The organism is Acuticoccus sediminis (genome assembly GCF_003258595.1).
Classification (GTDB): Bacteria; Pseudomonadota; Alphaproteobacteria; order Rhizobiales; family Amorphaceae; genus Acuticoccus; species Acuticoccus sediminis.
The window spans coordinates 1,150,780-1,167,905 of record NZ_QHHQ01000001.1; the positions used below are offsets into that span (position 1 = coordinate 1,150,780).

The 17,126-nt window shown below is 71.6% G+C and carries 12 protein-coding genes; 7 read left to right on the top strand and 5 right to left on the bottom strand.

Translation table 11 applies throughout. The features are described 5' to 3' along the window. Positions 1–65 precede the first annotated feature (65 nt). On the bottom strand, positions 66–1,922 hold the full coding sequence (ftsH, locus tag DLJ53_RS04910) for an ATP-dependent zinc metalloprotease FtsH (protein ID WP_425320953.1): 1,857 nt from the start codon (positions 1,920–1,922) through the stop codon (positions 66–68). Between the two features lie 115 nt (positions 1,923–2,037). Then, the gene (locus DLJ53_RS04915; RefSeq protein WP_111342823.1) at positions 2,038–2,493 is read right to left on the bottom strand and encodes a baeRF12 domain-containing protein; all 456 of its coding nucleotides are present in this window, start codon (positions 2,491–2,493) and stop codon (positions 2,038–2,040) included. A gap of 217 nt (positions 2,494–2,710) precedes the next feature. Between DLJ53_RS04915 and glk the strand changes: the two genes are divergently transcribed. Further along, positions 2,711–3,697, top strand: a complete 987-nt coding sequence (gene glk, locus DLJ53_RS04920; protein WP_111342825.1) for a glucokinase — start codon at positions 2,711–2,713, stop codon at positions 3,695–3,697. A 15-nt stretch (positions 3,698–3,712) separates the two neighbouring features. On the opposite strand, the gene DLJ53_RS04925 is transcribed toward glk, so the two are convergent. Then, positions 3,713–4,816 (bottom strand): ABC transporter ATP-binding protein, encoded by a 1,104-nt coding sequence (locus DLJ53_RS04925; protein WP_111342827.1) that lies wholly within the window; start codon positions 4,814–4,816, stop codon positions 3,713–3,715. A gap of 316 nt (positions 4,817–5,132) precedes the next feature. On the opposite strand from DLJ53_RS04925, the gene DLJ53_RS04930 reads away from it, so the two are divergent. The 3 genes from DLJ53_RS04930 to DLJ53_RS04940 all read left to right on the top strand — a co-directional run bounded on the left by DLJ53_RS04930 (position 5,133) and on the right by DLJ53_RS04940 (position 8,318). Beyond that, on the top strand, positions 5,133–5,972 hold the full coding sequence (locus tag DLJ53_RS04930) for a universal stress protein (protein ID WP_111342828.1): 840 nt from the start codon (positions 5,133–5,135) through the stop codon (positions 5,970–5,972). 61 nt (positions 5,973–6,033) lie between these two features. Continuing rightward, positions 6,034–6,516: a flavodoxin family protein gene (locus DLJ53_RS04935; protein WP_111342830.1), complete on the top strand. Its 483-nt coding sequence runs from the start codon at positions 6,034–6,036 to the stop codon at positions 6,514–6,516. 71 nt (positions 6,517–6,587) lie between these two features. Next, complete coding sequence (locus DLJ53_RS04940) at positions 6,588–8,318, top strand: HAD-IIB family hydrolase (RefSeq protein ID WP_111342831.1); 1,731 nt, start codon at positions 6,588–6,590, stop codon at positions 8,316–8,318. A 19-nt stretch (positions 8,319–8,337) separates the two neighbouring features. Here DLJ53_RS04940 and ppsA read toward each other — a convergent pair whose 3' ends face one another. Beyond that, positions 8,338–10,737, bottom strand: a complete 2,400-nt coding sequence (ppsA, locus tag DLJ53_RS04945) for a phosphoenolpyruvate synthase (protein WP_111344097.1) — start codon at positions 10,735–10,737, stop codon at positions 8,338–8,340. A gap of 154 nt (positions 10,738–10,891) precedes the next feature. Then, a complete protein-coding gene (locus DLJ53_RS04950) occupies positions 10,892–11,839 on the bottom strand; it encodes a 1-phosphofructokinase family hexose kinase (RefSeq protein ID WP_111342833.1) in 948 nt (315 codons plus the stop codon). Positions 11,840–12,177: 338 nt separating this feature from the next. On the opposite strand from DLJ53_RS04950, the gene DLJ53_RS04955 reads away from it, so the two are divergent. From DLJ53_RS04955 to DLJ53_RS04965, 3 genes are read left to right on the top strand one after another with little or no spacing between them, the layout of a single operon-like run. Next, entirely contained in the window at positions 12,178–13,245 is a 1,068-nt protein-coding gene (locus DLJ53_RS04955; protein WP_111342834.1) for an HlyD family secretion protein, read from the top strand. Continuing rightward, complete coding sequence (rbbA, locus tag DLJ53_RS04960; protein ID WP_111342836.1) at positions 13,238–15,988, top strand: ribosome-associated ATPase/putative transporter RbbA; 2,751 nt, start codon at positions 13,238–13,240, stop codon at positions 15,986–15,988. The genes DLJ53_RS04955 and rbbA overlap by 8 nt, the downstream gene beginning before the upstream one ends. Next, positions 15,985–17,103, top strand: a complete 1,119-nt coding sequence (locus tag DLJ53_RS04965) for an ABC transporter permease (RefSeq protein WP_111342837.1) — start codon at positions 15,985–15,987, stop codon at positions 17,101–17,103. The genes rbbA and DLJ53_RS04965 overlap by 4 nt, the downstream gene beginning before the upstream one ends. Positions 17,104–17,126: the final 23 nt, after the last annotated feature.

Here is a 17,126-nt window from a genome sequence, read left to right on the forward strand (position 1 = left end):
ATGGCCCGCGCGCCGCGACGGGCGTTCGCGCGGACGGCGTGTACGGGGTGCGCCGACCTCGCGGTCTACTCCGCGATGACGGCGTTCGAGCCGGAGTCGACGGTGCCCTTCGGCACCGGCTTGATCGCCTTCTTTAGGTCCACGAGCGTCACCGCGTCGAGCGTCTCCTTCGCGAGCAGGTCCGCCGCCGCCCGGCGCAACAGGTCGCAATTGGCGCGCAGGATGCCGAGCGCCCGCTCGTAGGCCGCCCCGACGATCGACTGAACCGCGGCGTCGAGCCGCTCGGAGGTCGCGTCGCTGTAGGCGCGCTCCAGGTACGGCGCCGGGCTGTCGCCCAGCAACGTCGTCCGGTCGCGGTCGTAGCTCACGTGGCCGAGCGTCTCGACCATGCCGTAGCGGGCGGCCATCGAGCGGGCGATGTCCGTCGCCTTGACGAGGTCGTCGGCCGCGCCGGTCGACCGCTGGCCGAAGATGAGCGCCTCCGCCGCCCGACCGCCGAGCAGGACCGCGATCTTGTTCTCGAGCTCCTCCCGGGTCATCAGGAACCGGTCCTCGGTCGGGCGCTGGATCGTGTAGCCGAGCGCGCCGACGCCGCGCGGGATGATCGAGACCTTGTGGACCTCGTCCGTCCCCGGCAGCGCCATCGCCACAAGGGCGTGCCCCATCTCGTGGTGGGCGACGACCTCCCGCTCGCGCGGGTTCAGCACGCGGTTGCGCTTTTCCAGACCCGCCACGATCCGCTCCACGGCCCGCGTGAAGTCGTCGAGCGAGACCTCCTCCGCCCGGCGCCGCGTCGCGAGCAGCGCCGCCTCGTTGACGAGGTTCGCGAGGTCCGCCCCGCTGAAGCCGGTGGTCAGCGCGGCGATCTCGTCGATCTTCACGTCGCTCGCCAGCGTGATCTTCTTGAGGTGGACGGCGAGGATCTGGATGCGGCCGGCGCGATCCGGCCGGTCGACGAGGATCTGCCGGTCGAAGCGGCCGGCCCGCAGCAGCGCGGGGTCGAGGATCTCCGGCCGGTTCGTCGCGGCGAGGAGCACGACGCCGACGCTGGGATCGAAGCCGTCGATCTCCGACAACAGCTGGTTGAGCGTCTGCTCGCGCTCGTCGTGGCCGCCGACGAGCTGCGAGGCCCCGCGCGCCCGCCCGAGCGCGTCGAGCTCGTCGATGAAGATGATCGCCGGGGCCTTGCGCCGGGCCTGGTCGAAGAGGTCGCGCACACGCGCCGCGCCGACGCCGACGAACATCTCGACGAACTCCGAGCCCGAGATGGAGAAGAACGGCACGCCCGCCTCGCCGGCGACGGCGCGCGCGAGCAGCGTCTTGCCCGTCCCCGGCGGCCCGACGAGGAGGACGCCCTTCGGGATGTGCGCGCCGAGCCGGCCATAGTCCTGCGGCGCCTTGAGGAACTCGATGATCTCCTTCAGCTCCTCCTTGGCCTCGTCGACACCCGCGACGTCGTCGAAGCCGACCTTGGTGTCGGTCTCCATGTAGACCCGCGCCGTGCTCTTGCCGACGGACATCATCCCGCCGATGCCGCCACCCCCCATGCGGCGCAGCAGGAACATCCACATCCCGAAGAAGAGGAGCGTCGGCAGGACCCACGAGAGGATCGTCGTGAGCAGCGAGGTGGACTGCCCCGTGAAGGTGACGCCCGTCGCGTCGAGCTTGTCCGCGAGGGCCGGATCGACGCGCGTGGTCGTGAAGGACGACTTGCCGTCGTGCGGCGTGACGTAGGTGCCGCGGATGATCTCCGGACCGACGGTGACGTCCTTGATGTCACCCCGCTTCAGCTGCTCCTCGAAGGTGCTGTAGGGGATGGCTTCGACCGTGGTGTGCTCGGTCCAGAGGTTGTGCGCGACCATCGTGCCGAACAGCAGCAGCATGAAGATCCAGGGATCGAACGTCGGGTTGCGCTGAGCCATGGCCTAACCCTCCTCGGCGATGGGCACGGGAGAGGGTACGCCACCGCCGCAGCCGTGGTGCTGACATCCGTCAAGTCGTCCGCCGCGTCCGGCCGGGCGCGGACGGCGCCGGGGGTCAGGGCCGCGAGATCAGGTCCGCGACCTGAGCCGTCGGGACGTGGGTGAGGTCGCGGTCGATCTCGGCGACCACCATCGCGCTGACCCGGGGCGAGAAGTGCGCCCGGAGGCGGCCGAGCATGCGCGGCGGCGATGCGACGACAAGGCGCGGGCTCGCCTCCCGGCCCAGCCGCTCCTCCAGCATGTCGGCGACGGTGCGGGCGAACTGGTCCTCGGCGTCCTCGTGCAGGTCGGGCATGGCGAAGCTGCCGCGCATGGTCCTCGACCCCTTGTCGAAATGACCGGGCCGATCCGTGCCGAGCTCGGCCGTCCTGCCGTGGTCGTGCGTCATCGTGGTCTCCGCCTGGAGCTCGGGCCGCAGCGCATCGCCCCTGTTGACCAGCAGGACGGCCCTGGCCCCGTCGGCAAGCAGGATGAAGTCGCCGCCGTGCAAACGAAATTCCGTCCGTTCCATGGAAGGCTCGCTCCCTCTTCGTCAGAGCGGCGAGGGTGCGCCTGCCCATGGCGGGCGGGTTTGACAATGATCAGTCGCGCCCGCCCCCGCGCCGTCCGCGATTGACGGATCTCAACGCGGGCGCCCGGCGACGGGAGATCATCCGTCCGCTCGACCCGGGCCGGACCGGGCGGGCGGCGCTCCGGCGCGGCGCGGTGCCTCGTTTCGGGAGGGGATCATGCAGCTCATTTCCACAAGCCACAGAGCCCTGATCGGCGACATCGGCGGCACGAACGCGAGGTTCGCAGCCTCGGACCTTACCGGCCGGAATCTGACCGACCGCCTGACCCTGCCGACGCAGGAGTTCGGCTCGATGACCGACCTCCTGGCCGCCTATACGTCGCGCACCGGCGTGCGGGCGGAGGTCGCCTGCCTCGCCGTCGCGGGTCCGATCACGCACGGTGCGGCGAAGCTGACGAACGCGGCGTGGTCGTTCTCCGAGACCGACGTGTGCCGCGCGACCGGGGTCGTCGGCGCCCGCCTCGTCAACGACTTCGAGGCGCTCGCCTACGGCGTGCCGCACCTCGGGGAGCACGACCTCGCGACGGTCAAGCCGGGCACGGCCAATCCGAAGGCGCCGGTGGTCGTGCTTGGTCCGGGGACCGGCTTCGGCGCGGCGAGCCTCGTGCCGACCGGCAAGGGGTGGATCAGCCTCCCCGGGGAAGGCGGCCACATGACGTTCGGGACCACCGCGGACGAGGAGGAGAGCGTCGTCCACGACCACTTCGCGTCGATCTACGAGCACGTCTCGGTCGAGAGGATCCTGTCGGGGAGCGGCATCGAGGCGATCGACGGCTGCTTCGGCGGACCGGGACGGTCGGCGGAGGAAATCGTCGAGGAGGCCGCGCGCGGCGACGGCGGGACCGCGTCCCGCACGATCGACTTCTTCGCCCGCGTCCTCGCGCGCATCGCCGGGGACATCGCCCTCGTCGTCGGTGCGCGGGGCGGCGTCTACCTGGGCGGAGGCATCGCGCCGCGCATCCTCGACGCCCTCGACAGCGACGCGTTCCGGACGGCCTTCGTGCGCAAGGGGCGCATGTCGGGCTACCTGGCCGACATACCCGTGCGCGTCATCACCATCGATGACGGCGGCCTGCGCGGCGCGGCCGTCCTCGCCGCCGAGCTCGTTCCCGACGCGGACCGGGTCGGATGGGCCCACACCTGACGGTGCGCCCGGCGGTCAGCCCGGCAGGGCCGTCCCCCCGCAGCGCTGCAGCGCCTCGTCGATCATCCCGTAGGCGACGCGCGCGACCTGGGTGGTGCGGAAGAAGTTGATCAGCACGTCCCACGGATCGGAGATGCGTTGCAGTCCGGAGATGAACACGACGAGCGTCGCGACGCTCGTCTCGCCCGAGACGACCAGATAGCCGCCGACGCACAGGACCATGATCGGCCCCAGCGCGTCGAGGAAGTTGCCGAGGAAGGTCAGAAAGTACTTCAGCCGGTAGATGATCATCCGCAGCCTGAAGATATGGTCGGTGAGGCACCGGGCGAGCCGGTTGGACCCCGTGCCGCCGGCGACGATCTCGACCTCGGTCTCGCCGAGGCGCCGCAGCCGCTTGGTCTTCAGCCGGACGAGACGGTTGATCTGATGCTGGACCAGGGGGACGAGGATCGCCTGCGGCAGGTAGATGGCGACGGCGAGCACCGCGATCAGCGGCTCCACCCACAGCATGTAGGCGATCACCCAGGAAATGGTGGAGAGCTGGAGGGTCGGTACGGCGAAGCTGTCGCTGGCGAAGCCGCCGACGTCCTCCGCCTCCGCCAGCAGCATGGAGACCATCGTTCCGACGTCGACCGGCGCGTCCGTCGGCCCCTCGTGCGATGTGCCGGGTGACGGGCTGACACTCAGGATTCGCAGGCGCAGGCTCCGGGCGACGGTCTCCAGCACGAGGGCCTTGCGCAGGTTCAGGGCATACTTCAGCGCGCCCTGGACGAGGATCAGCGCGAAGTAGATCGCGCCGTAGACGACGATGAGCCTCACCGATTGCCCGCTGACCGCGTCCTCCACGATACGGCGCTGGAGCTCGAGCGGGATCATCGCGAGGGGGCCGATGACGAACGTCAGCGCGAGGATGATGCCCTGCTGCGCGGCCGTCGTGTGCCAGACGTAGCCGTAGAGCGCGCGATGGCTCGCCATGCCGAGCGCCGGGCGGCGGCTGAACAGCGTGGCGAACAGCCGCAGACGGTGCATCCTGCGCGCGGCGTCGTGCGGGGCGAGCCGGGCGTGGCCGCGGCGCCGCGTCAGGCGGTCGAGGAAGTAGAGGTCCTGCGGCCGTGCCATGGGACGCTACAGGGTGCGCAGCCCGCTGGCGCGTGCCGTGTGCGAGGCGGCGGGGCGCGGACGGGCTTGCACCGTTGTCCTCCGGTCGGACCCGCTCCCCTCCGCGGCGATCGGCGGAGTGACCGCGAGCGATGACTGCGACATCTGTCCCATCCCGACCCCTCCGCGTTCGATGGCCGTGCCGCGATGCCGCAGGCCCCACCTGAAAACACGACAGGATCGGCCGCCGGTGAGTGGCGCGGTTGACGTGCGTCAATTGCCGGCGGTGCGAAGGAGCGATCGTGGGCCCCGGCGAACTCTCGTTGGGGAGGCTTCGATGAGCACGACGATCAAGACCATTCTCGTCTATGCCGACCGCAGCGGGGCGTGCGGCCCGTTCCTGATCAAGGCGGCCGCGTTCGCCGCCGGTCATGACGCGCATCTGGTGGTGCTGGTCGTCGGCCTCGAGCCGACCTCGGCCTACGGCGGGCTCCCCGAGATCCCGTTCAGCAGCTATTTCGCCGAGGTCACGGCGGTCCACGAGGAGGTGCACCGCACGAGTTCCTGGGCCGACGAGAACCTTTCCGCCACCGGCGTCTCGTTCGACGTGCGCGGTATCGTCGTGCCTCACGGGACCGAGGGGCGGGCGGTGGCGCGGCACGCCCGCTACGCCGACCTGACGCTGGTCCCGCGCCTCGGCACCGACGGGTCCTGGCACCGTATCGTCGACGCGGCGCTCTTCGAGAGCGGGCATCCGGTGCTGCTATGCCCGCCGAAAGCCGCACTCGACCCCCTGGGAGAACGGGTGCTGATCGGCTGGGACGCACGACCGGAGGCGGCGCGCGCGGTCAGCGATGCGCTGGGCCTCATCTCGGGCGCCAGCGACATCCGCGCGGTGACCGTCTCCTCGCGGACCGGGGCGCACGCCCACGGGGAGGACCCCGGCACGGATCTCGTCGCATTTCTCGCACGGCACGGCCTCCCCGTGCGGGTGGACGCGATCCCTCGCGACAACCGTTCGGTGGCCGACGCCATCCTGCGGCACGCGCATTCCATGGGCGCCGACCTCATCGTCTCCGGCGCCTACGGCCATTCGCGACTGAGCGAAATCATCATCGGTGGAGCGACCCGGGACCTGATGCGGGTCACCGACCGGCCGCTCTTCATGGCGCACTGACGGGCGTGCGCCGCACGTGACCGTCCCAACGGCTGAGCCGCAACATCACGGAGATCGACTGATGCGCAATTTGCTAGTCGTCTACTTCTCGGAGACCGGGCACACGGCGCGTGCCGCGAGGGACGTCGCACTCCGGCTCGGAGGCGACCTCGATCGGATCGTACCGCTGATGCCGCAGAAGTCGTCGCCGCTGGCGAAGGCGTTCGCCGCGCTGATGGGGCGCGAGGAACTGGTCCACAATCCGGCCCGCAACCCGTCCGAATATGCGGTCGTCGTCATCGCCTCCCCGGTCTGGGCGGGCCGTCTTCCCCCGCCGGTGCGCGGCTACCTCGGCAAGGTCAAGGGTCGGCTCGGTGCGGTCGCCTTCCTCGTCACGTGCGGTGGCGGCGGCACCAGGGCGGCGTTCCGGTGCATGCGCGACGCCGCCGGCCGGCCGCCCATCGCGCAGGTCACGATCACCGACGCCGACCGCCGCTCGGGCATGGACGCGGGGAAGCTCGCCACATTCGCCGACATGCTGCGCGAGGAGCGCGCCGCGGCCTAGGCCGCGGCCGGCCGGGCGGATCGTCGACGGGCGCGTCCGTGCGGTCCGGCCGGGCATGAGGACGACATCCCATGTATTTCCACGCGCTCGCCACCGACTACGACGGAACGCTCGCGCGGGACGGCGTCGTCTACGCGGCGACGTGCATGGCGCTTCGCCGCTTCAAGGCCGGTGGACGCCGGCTCGTCCTCGTGACGGGTCGGGAGCTGCCGGACCTCGCCCGCGTCTTCCCCGCCCTCGACCTCTTCGACCGGGTGGTCGCCGAGAACGGCGCGCTGCTGTTCAATCCGGCGACGGGACGCGAGCGTGTGCTCGGCACCGCGCCGCCGGAGCGCTTCGTGCAGCGGCTCCGCTCGCTCGGCGTCGAGCCGATGTCCGTCGGCCGCGCCATCGTCGCGACGTGGGAGCCCCACCAGGGGAAGGTGCTCGAGGCCATCCGCGAGCTCGGCCTCGAATGGCAGATCGTCTTCAACAAGGGCGCGGTGATGGTCCTGCCGAGCGGGATCAACAAGGAAACCGGCCTCGCCGCCGCGCTCGACGAGCTGGGCCTGTCGATCAACAACGCGGTCGGGGTCGGTGACGCGGAGAACGACCACGCCTTCCTCAGCGCGTCGGGTTGCTCCGCCGCCGTCGCCAACGCGCTCGACGGCCTGAAGGCGGAGGTCGACATCGTCCTCCGGCGGGACCACGGCGCGGGGGTCGTCGAGCTGATCGACCGGATCATCGCGGACGACGCCCGGCTTGCCGCGCCGCCGCGGCATGGCCTCTGCTACGGCGAGCTGGCCGGCGGCGGGCAGGCCGTGCTGGTCCCGCAGGGCGGCAACGTCCTCGTCACCGGGGCCACGGCGTGCGGGAAGACGACGCTCGCGATCGCCCTGTCCGAGGAGATGGCCGCCAAGGGCTTCGAGTTCGCCGTCATCGACCCGGAGAGCGACTACGAGGCGCTCGCGCATGCGGTCGCGATCGGCACCGAACGGGTCGCGCCGGTGCTCGCCGAGGCGATCCAGATCCTCGGCGACGCGAAGGTGAACCTCGTCGTCTGCACGCAGGCGATGAGCCTCGGCGAGCGCCAGGCCTTCCTCGCCGGCTTTCTCGGCGAGGCGGCGGCGCTGCGGGCCCGGACCGGACGGCCGCACTGGATCGTCGTCGACGAGGCGCATCAGGTGCTGCCGAGCGGTGGCGAGGCCGCCTCCCGGTTCGACGCGATCGGCGTCGATGCCGCCATCCTCGTGACGCTCTCGCCGCAGCAGATCTCGCACAGGGTGCTCGCCTCGGTCGGCACCGTCCTCGCCATCGGCACGGACGCGCCGCTGGCGGTCGAGGCAGTCGCGGGCCGTCTCGGCATCGCGCCGCCGGTCGACATGCCGGCTCCGGCGGAGGGGCAGCTCCTGCGCTGGCTGCCGCGTGTGGCGGAGGCGCGGCCCGCGCTCGTCGACATCCACCCCTGCGCGCAGCCGCACCTGCGGCATCGGGGAAAGTATGCGCTCGGCGACCTCGGGCCCTGGCGGAGCTTCTATTTCCGCGGCCCGGCGCGGCGGCTCAACAGGGCCGCCAACAACCTCTACAGCTTCATCGAGGCGGGCGCCGAGGTCGGCGACGAGGTCTGGGCGTATCACCTGCACGCCGGCGACTACGCGTCCTGGTTTCGCGACGTCATCAAGGACGAGGACCTCGCGCGCCTCGCCGAAATCCTGGCGGCCGACGCGGCGATGACGCCCGGGGCCAGCCGCGAGGCCATCGCCGAGGCGGTGCGCGAGCGCTACGCGGGCCCCGCCGACGAGAGCTGGCGGCAGGGCCGCTGACGGCGCCGCCGCCCGGCCGTCAGGCGCGTGCGCGAAGGCGTGCCGCCGCGCCTTCTGCCTCGGCAACGACCTTCTTGACCGCGAGGAAGCTGTCCGGCGTCACAGAGATCGAATCGATCCCCTCGCCGACGAGGAAGTGGGCGAACTCCGGATGGTCGCTGGGCGCCTGCCCGCAGAGGCCGATGACCGCGCCCGCCGCGTGCGCCTCGCGGATCACGGTGGCGATCATCCAGCGCACCGCGTCATCGTTCTCGTCGAAGAGCGGAGCGAGGATGTCCGAATCGCGGTCGACGCCGAGCGTGAGCTGCGTCAGGTCGTTGGAGCCGATGGAGAAGCCGTCGAAGCGCGATGCGAAGGCCTTCGCGAGGACCACGTTGGACGGGATCTCGGCCATGACGAACACCTGGAGCCCGTCCTCGCCCCGCTTCAGGCCGTTCTCGGCCATCACGCCGAGCACCTTGTCGGCTTCCGTCACCGAACGGCAGAACGGCACCATCACGGCGACGTTGGTGAAGCCGAGCCGGTTCCGCAGCATCGCTATGGCCCGGCACTCCAGCGCGAAGGCGGGGCGGTAGGCGTCGTTGGCGTAGCGCGAGGCGCCCCGGAAGCCGATCATCGGGTTCTCCTCGGCCGGCTCGAACGCCTTGCCGCCCAGGAGGCCGGCATACTCATTGGTCTTGAAGTCGCTGAAACGTACGAGGCAGCGGTTCGGATGGACCACGGCGGCGATCCGCGCGAGGCTCTGCGCCAGCGTCGTCACGAAGTACTCGGTGCGGTCGGCGTAGCCCTGCGTCAGGGCCTCGATCTCGCGCCGGTCGGCCTCGCCCTCGACGGCGTCGAAGTGGACGAGCGCCATCGGGTGCACCCGGATCCGGTTAGCGATGACGAACTCCATCCGCGCGAGGCCCACGCCGTCCGTCGGCAGCCGCCACCAGCGGAACGCGGCGCCCGGATTGGCGAGGTTCAGCATGACCTTGGTCTTCGTCGCCGGAAGGTCGGTCAGCGTGAGCGTCTCGGCCGCGACGGTGGCGGCTCCTTCGTAGACGAAGCCGGTGTCGCCTTCCGCGCAGGAGACGGTCACCGTCTGTCCGGAGTGGAGGTGCTCGGTCGCGTCGCCGGTGCCGACGATCGCCGGCACGCCGAGCTCGCGCGAGACGATGGCGGCGTGGGAGGTGCGCCCGCCATGGTCGGTGACGATCGCGGCAGCCCGCTTCATCACCGGCACCCAGTCGGGATCGGTCGTACGCGTCACGAGGATCGCGCCGTCGACGAAGCGCGCCTGGTCGGCGACGTCCTCGATCAGGCAGACCTCGCCGGTGACGACCTGATCGCCGATGGCGAGGCCGGTCGCCAGGGGCCGGCCCTTGTCCTTGATGCGGTAGGTGCGCAGCGCCGTGTCGTGCTCCTGAGAGCGGACCGTCTCGGGGCGCGCCTGGACGATGTAGAGCCGGCCGTTCGCGCCGTCCCGCCCCCACTCGATGTCCATCGGGCAGCGGTAGTGCTCCTCGATCGTCACAGCCCAGCGCGCGAGGGTGAGGATGTCCTCGTCGCAGAGCACCATCCGCCGGCGCTCGGCCTTGGCGGTCGGCACCGTCCGGGTGCGGTCGGTGCCGGTGCCGTAGATCATCTTCACCGTCTTCTCGCCGCAGCGCTTCTCGACGATGGGCACGAGTGTGCCGTCGCTCAGGAACGGCTTGAAGACCACGTACTCGTCCGGGTCGACCATGCCCTGGACCACCGTCTCGCCGAGGCCCCAGGCGGCGTTGATGACGACCACGCGGTCGAACCCGCTCTCGGGGTCGATGGTGAACATCACGCCCGAGCCGCCGATGTCGGTGCGCACCATGATCTGGACGCCGACGGAGAGGGCGACGGAGAGGTGGTCGAAGCCCTTCGCCTCCCGGTAGGCGATCGCCCGGTCGGTGAAGAGGGAGGCGAAGCAGCGCCGGACCGCGTCGAGGAGCGCGCCGGGGCCGGACACGTTGAGGAATGTCTCCTGCTGGCCTGCGAAGCTGGCGTCGGCGAGGTCCTCGGCGGTCGCGCTCGAGCGGACGGCGACCGCAGCGTTCGTCTCGCCGACCCTGCGGCACAGCGCCTCGTAGGCCTCGACGATCGTCTGGGCGAGCGGATCGGGCCACGGCGCGGCGACGATGGCCTGCCGGATCGCCCTCGCGATGTCGGGCAGCGTGCCCCGCCGGGCGGCGAGGTCGGCCAGCAGGCTGCGGATGCGCGGCTCGAGTGCGTTTGCGGCGATGAACGCGCGGTAGGCGGTGGAGGACGTCGCGAAGCCTGGCGGCACCTCGATGCCTTTCGCGCCGAGCGTCGCGATCATCTCGCCCAGCGAGGCGTTCTTGCCGCCGACCGTGGCGACGTCGCCGCGGCGCGCGTTCTCCAGCCAAACGATCGCTTCGTTGCCCATCCCGGCTTCCTCCGCTGTCAGGCGGCCGACCGACGCCGCCCCGACAGGGTGGCGCGGTTCCGGCCGGACCGCCTTGACGATCATCAAACCCGGAGCGGCGCCGAACCTGGGCGGCCGTCCGCGCACCCGGCGGAGGGGACCGGCGGGACGGCGGTCAGGTGAGGTGCGACGCGGGCGTCACCGTGTGCCACTCGACCTTGTCGAGGAGGCGCCGGGCGTCGGCCGGGTCGCTGAGCTCGGTCCCGGGCGTGAGGAGGGCGGCAGCCCCGGCCGCGGCGCCGTGCGCGACGGCGTCGGCCAGCGAGGCGCCGTCGTCGAGCGCGGCGAGGAGCGCGCCGAGCATCGAGTCGCCCGCGCCGACGGCGCTGACGAGCGGGACCTCCGGGGCGTTGTAGGCGATCGCCTCCTCGCCGGTGACGAGGAGCGCGCCGTCCTCCCCGAGCGAGACGAGGATGTTGTCGGCATGACCGTTCGCGATCGCCTCGCGGGAGAACGCGATCCGCTCGTCGGTGGTCGGGAGGCTTCGCCCGGCCATCCCCTCCAGCTCGCGAAGGTTCGGCTTGATGAGATAGGCGCCCCGTGCGCCCGCCAGGATCTCCCCCGGGCCGTCGAGCACGAAGCGCGCACCGAGCTGCCGCGCCTCGGCGCAGAGCGAGGCGAGGAAGCCGGGCGAGGTGTCCGCCGGCAGGCTGCCGCTGTGGACCACGAAGGACGGCCGTCCGAGCGCCGCGACGGCCCGGGCGACCGCCGCCTCCTCGCCGGGGGTGATGGGAGGGCCAGGCATCACGAAGCGGAACTGCTCGCCGTCCGACCGCTGCGTCACGGTGAAGCTCTGGCGGGTCTCGCCGGCGATCGGGACGGTCTTCACGTCGAGCCCCTCGGCCGCGGCGAGGTCGGCCACGCGCTGTCCGGCGAGCCCGCCGGCGGTCAGCACCGCGACGACCGATGCGCCGAAGCGGCGGGCGACGCGCGCGACGTTGATCCCGCCACCGCCGGCGTTCACCAGCGGCGCGGTGCAGCGCAGCTTGTCCGTCGGGCGCACCGAGTCGACGCTGGTGGCGACATCGAGCGCGGGGTTGGTGGTGACGGTGACGATCGGCATGTCGAGGCTCCACGGGGGTCGTCCCTAACCGAAGCGTTCGGCGCGCCCGCGTCAACCGACGTGAGGTCGATGGGCGGCGCCGTTCCGCCGGGGCGGCGGCGGAGGTTTGATATCGGTCAACGCACTGGCGCCGGCGGGATGCGACATGTCGGAGGTCCCGATACCGCGAGCGGCACGATGTCCCAACCGAGGTCCACTCCTGCGTTGGCCTGTCCGGCGCCTGCCGCCCGTGCGGCAAGCCGGTCCGCGCGCCCGCGCGGGACGGCTGCGCGTCCCGCCGTCGCGCCGCCGCCCGCACACCGCCGCGCAGACGATGTGCAGCCGCCGGCGGGTGGCGCGTGAGGCGCAGGCGCTGGGTCATCCTCCTCGTCCTCGCCGGGGTCGCCGCCGCGGCGTACGCCGTCTGGTCGGGGCGCAACGGAAACGGGCTGCCGGAGGGCTTCGCCGCCGCCAACGGGCGGCTCGAGGCGGTGGAGATCGACGTCGCGACCAAAGGCTCCGGACGCGTCGAGGCGCTCCTCGTGGACGAGGGACAGCGTGTCGACGAGGGGCAGGAGCTGGCGCGGATGGACGTCGCGGTGCTGCTGGCGCAGAAGCGCGAGGCCGAGGCCAATCTGCACCGCGCCGAGATCAACGTCGACACCGCCGGCGACCTGATCCGCCAGCAGGAGGCCGAGCGCCGCGCGGCGGATGCCACCGTCGAGCAGCGCAAGGCCGAAGTGGCGGTGGCGGAGAAGATCTTCGACCGCGTCAAGGAGCTCGTGGCGCGGGGGACCGCGCCGATCGAGCGGCTCGACAACGCGACCGCGACCCTCGACGGTGCCCGCGCCGCGCTCGCGGCGGCTGAGGCCGGAGTCGCTGCCGCCGAGGCCGCCGTGGGCTACGCCCGGTCCGAGGAGGTCGCCGCGCGCGCCGGCGTCGACGCCGCCAAGGCGACGCTGGAGCGCATCAAGGCGGACATCGACGACACGAACCTGCGCTCGCCGCGGGAGGGACGCGTCCAGTATATCGTCGCCCGGCCGGGGGAAGTGCTGGCTTCCGGCGGCGTGATCCTCAACCTCGTCGACCTCACCGACGTCTACATGACGTTCTTCCTGCCGACGGCGGACGCCGGCCGCGTCGCGCTGGGAACCGACGTGCGCCTCGTGCTCGACGCCGCGCCGCAGTACGTGATCCCCGCCGCGGTGAGCTACGTCGCCGACGTCGCCCAGTTCACGCCGAAGACGGTCGAGACCGCGGACGAACGCGCGAAGCTGATGTTCCGCATCAAGGCTGCCATCCCGCAGGACCTCCTGAAGAAGTACATCGCCTACGTGAAGACCGGCCTGCCGGGCACGGCCTACGTCCGCCTCGATCCCGCCACGCCCTGGCCCGAGCAGCTCGAGGTGAAGCTGCCCGATGAGTGACACCGCCCTCGGCGACGTTCCCGGGACGGCGGTGGTGCGCCTGTCGCGGGTCGGCCTCGCCTACGGGAGGGTCCGGGCGCTCGCGGACGTGTCGCTTCGGATCGCCCCGGGTGGCCTCGTCGGCTTCGTCGGCCCGGACGGGGTGGGCAAGTCGAGCCTCCTGGCGCTGGTCGCCGGGACGCGCGTCGTGCAGCAGGGCGAGGTTGCCGTGCTCGGCGGGTCGATGGCCGATGCCCGGCATCGGCGGGCGGTCTGCCCGCGCATCGCCTACATGCCGCAGGGCCTCGGCAAGAACCTCTACGCGACGCTCACGGTGGCGGAGAACATCGACGTGTTCGCCCGCCTGTTCGCCCTGCCGCGGTCCGAGCGGCGGCGACGCAGCGCCATGCTGACCGAGCGCACCGGCCTCGCCCCGTTCGTCGACCGGCCGGCCGGCAAGCTGTCGGGCGGGATGAAGCAGAAGCTCGGCCTCTGCTGCGCGCTCATCCACGACCCGGACCTTCTCATCCTCGACGAGCCGACGACAGGCGTCGACCCGCTCTCCCGGCGTCAGTTCTGGCGGCTGATCGACGAGATCCGCGCCGAGCGTCCCGGCATGACGGTCCTCGTCGCGACCTCGTACATGGACGAGGCGGCGCGCTTCGACCGGCTGATCGCGATGGACGCGGGCCGCATCCTGGCGGACGCCCCGCCCGCCGCGCTCCTCACCAGCACCGGGGCGGCGACGCTGGAGGAGGCGTTCGTCGCGCTGCTGCCCGAGGGGCGCCGGGGCGGAGAGGGGCCCGTCGAGACCCAGCGCCTGCCGGACCATCCGGCCGTCGCGATCGAGGCGGAGGGGCTGACCAAGCGGTTCGGCGACTTCACCGCGGTCGACCACGTCACCTTCAGCATCCCGCGCGGCGAGATCTTCGGCTTCGTCGGCTCGAACGGCTGCGGCAAGACGACGACGATGAAGATGCTGACCGGCCTGTTGCCGGCCGACGAGGGGCGCGCCCGGCTGTTCGGCCGCGAGGTGGACACGCGCGACCTCGCGACCCGCCGGCGCGTCGGCTACATGTCGCAGTCCTTCTCGCTCTACGGCGAGCTGACGGTGCGGCAGAACCTGGAGCTGCACGCCCGCCTCTTCAGCATCCCCAAGGGTGAGATCGCCGGCCGCGTGCGCGAGACGGCCGAGCGCTTCGGCCTGACCGGGGTGATGGACGCGCTGCCGGAATCGCTGCCGCTCGGCCAGCGCCAGCGCCTCTCGCTGGGCGTCGCGATCATCCACCGGCCGGAGATCCTCATCCTCGACGAGCCGACGTCGGGGGTGGATCCGATCGCGCGGGACGGCTTCTGGCGTGTCCTCATGGAGCTCTCCCGGCGCGACGGGGTGACGATCTTCATCTCCACCCACTTCATGAACGAGGCGAGCCGCTGCGACCGCATCGCGCTGATGCATGCCGGGCGCGTCCTCGTCACCGGCGCGCCCGACGAGATCGTCGCCTCCCGGGGCGCCGCCTCGCTGGAGGACGCGTTCATCGCCGCGCTGGAGGGAGCGTCCGCCGACGCGCCCGCGCGCGCCGCCCCACCGGCGATTCCCGGGCCGCGGGAGGCGCCGCCGAAGGTGCCGCCGGCGTCCGCCTTCGACCGCCGGCGCTTTGCCAGCTACGCCGTCCGGGAGGCGCTGGAGCTGAGGCGCGACCCGATCCGCCTCACCCTCGCGACGATCGGCAGCGCGCTTCTCCTCGTGGTGATGGGCTACGGGATCAGCCTCGACGTGAACGACCTCACGGTCGCCGTGCTCGACCGCGACCGGACCACCGTCAGCGAGGACTATGCCCTCAACATCGAGGGATCGGCCTACTTCGATCCAAGGCCGCCGCTGACGAGCTACGCCGACCTCGACGCGCGCATGCGGGCGGGCGAGATCAGTCTCGCCATCGAGATCCCGCCGGACTTCGGCCGCGACCTCGCGCGGGGGGCGGCGCCGGAGATCGCCGCCTGGGTCGACGGCGCGATGCCCACCCGCGCCGAGACCATCGAAGGCTACGTCAGCGGCATGCACGCGGGCTGGTTGGCGCAGCGTGCCCGCGAGAGCGGGGCGGACGTCGAGACCGGCCTCGTCGAGATCGAGACGCGTTACCGCTACAACCCCAACGTGGAGAGCATCGTCGCAATCGTGCCCGGCGTGATCCCGATCCTGCTGATGCTGATTCCCGCGATGCTGGGCGCGCTCAGCGTGGTTCGGGAGAAGGAACTCGGCTCGATCGTCAATTTCTACGCGACGCCGACGACGCGGCTCGAGTTCCTCCTCGGCAAGCTCGTCCCCTACGTCGTCCTCTCGACGGCGAGCTTCGTGCTCCTCGTCGGGCTTGCCGTCTTCGGGTTCGGCGTGCCGCTCACCGGCAGCTTCGCCACGCTGCTGCTGGCGGCCGGCCTCTACACGGCCTCGGCGACGGCGCTCGGCCTCGTGTTCTCGACGTTCATGCGCAGCCAGATCGCGGCGATCTTCGGGACGGCGATCCTCAGCATCCTGCCGGCGGTCAGCTTCTCCGGCCTCGTCGACCCCGTGTCGTCGCTGGTGGGCGTCGGCCGTTTGATCGGCGAGGTCTATCCGACCTCCCACTTCATCACGATCTCCCGGGGAATCTTCTCCAAGAACCTGGGCCTTGCCGACCTCGGCGTGGAGTTCGGCGCGCTCGCTCTCGCGATCCCCGTCCTCGTCGGCGTCGCGGCGGTGTTCCTGAGGAAGCAGGAGCGATGAACGGCGCGGCGACGATCTGGCGCCTCGGGATCAAGGAGCTGCGCAGCCTCGGCCGCGACCGGGTGCTCCTCGCGCTGGTGCTCTACTCGTTCAGTCTCGGCATCTACGCCGCCGCCGAGCATATTCCCGAGACGCTGCACCGTGCGCCGATCGCCATCGTCGACGAGGACCGCTCGCAGCTCTCGACGCGGATCGCCGCCGCGTTCTACCCGCCCCACTTCATGCCGCCGTCCGAGATCACGGCGGCGGAGATGGACCGCCGTCTCGACGCCGGCGACGTCACCTTCGCGCTCGTCCTGCCGGTCGGGCTGCAGCGCGACGTGCTGCGGGGCGAGCGCCCGGCGGTGCAGCTCAACGTCGACGCCACCCGCGTCTCGCAGGCCTTCACCGGGGCAGGCTACATCGCCGAGATCGTCAGCGGAGAGGTCGCCGCGTTCGTCGCGCGCTACCGCTCAGTCGCCGAGGCTCCCGCGGAGCTGACGATGCGGGCCCGGTACAACCCGCTCCTCACCTTCTCCTGGTTCGGCGCAGTGATGGAACTCGTCAACAACGTCACGCTGCTGTCCATCATCCTCACCGGCGCGGCGCTCATCCGCGAGCGCGAGCACGGGACCATCGAGCACCTCCTCGTCATGCCCGTGACGCCGCTCCAGATCATGCTCGGGAAGGTGTGGGCGATGGGGGCGGTGGTGCTCGCGGCATCGGCCGTCTCGATCGCGCTGGTCGTCCGTATGGTGATCGGGATGCCGGTGGAGGGGTCGGTCGCCCTCTTCCTCGCGGGGGCGGGGCTGCACCTCTTCGCGACGACGTCGCTCGGCATCTTCCTCGCGACGCTCGCCCGGTCGATGCCGCAGTTCGGGCTCCTGACGATCCTCGTCATCCTGCCGCTGGAGATGCTGTCAGGCGGCCAGACCCCGCGCGAGAACATGCCCGAGGCGATCCAGGCCATCATGTCCCTGGCGCCGACCACCCACTTCGTGACGCTGTCGCAGGCCATCCTGTTCCGTGGCGCGGGAATCGAGGTGGTGTGGCCGCAGTTCCTGGCGCTCCTCGCCATAGGCACTGCGCTCTTCGCCGCGGCCCTCGCCCGCTTCCGCGTCGCCATCGCGCAGTAGCGGGGGTGGGCCGGCGGGGAGGG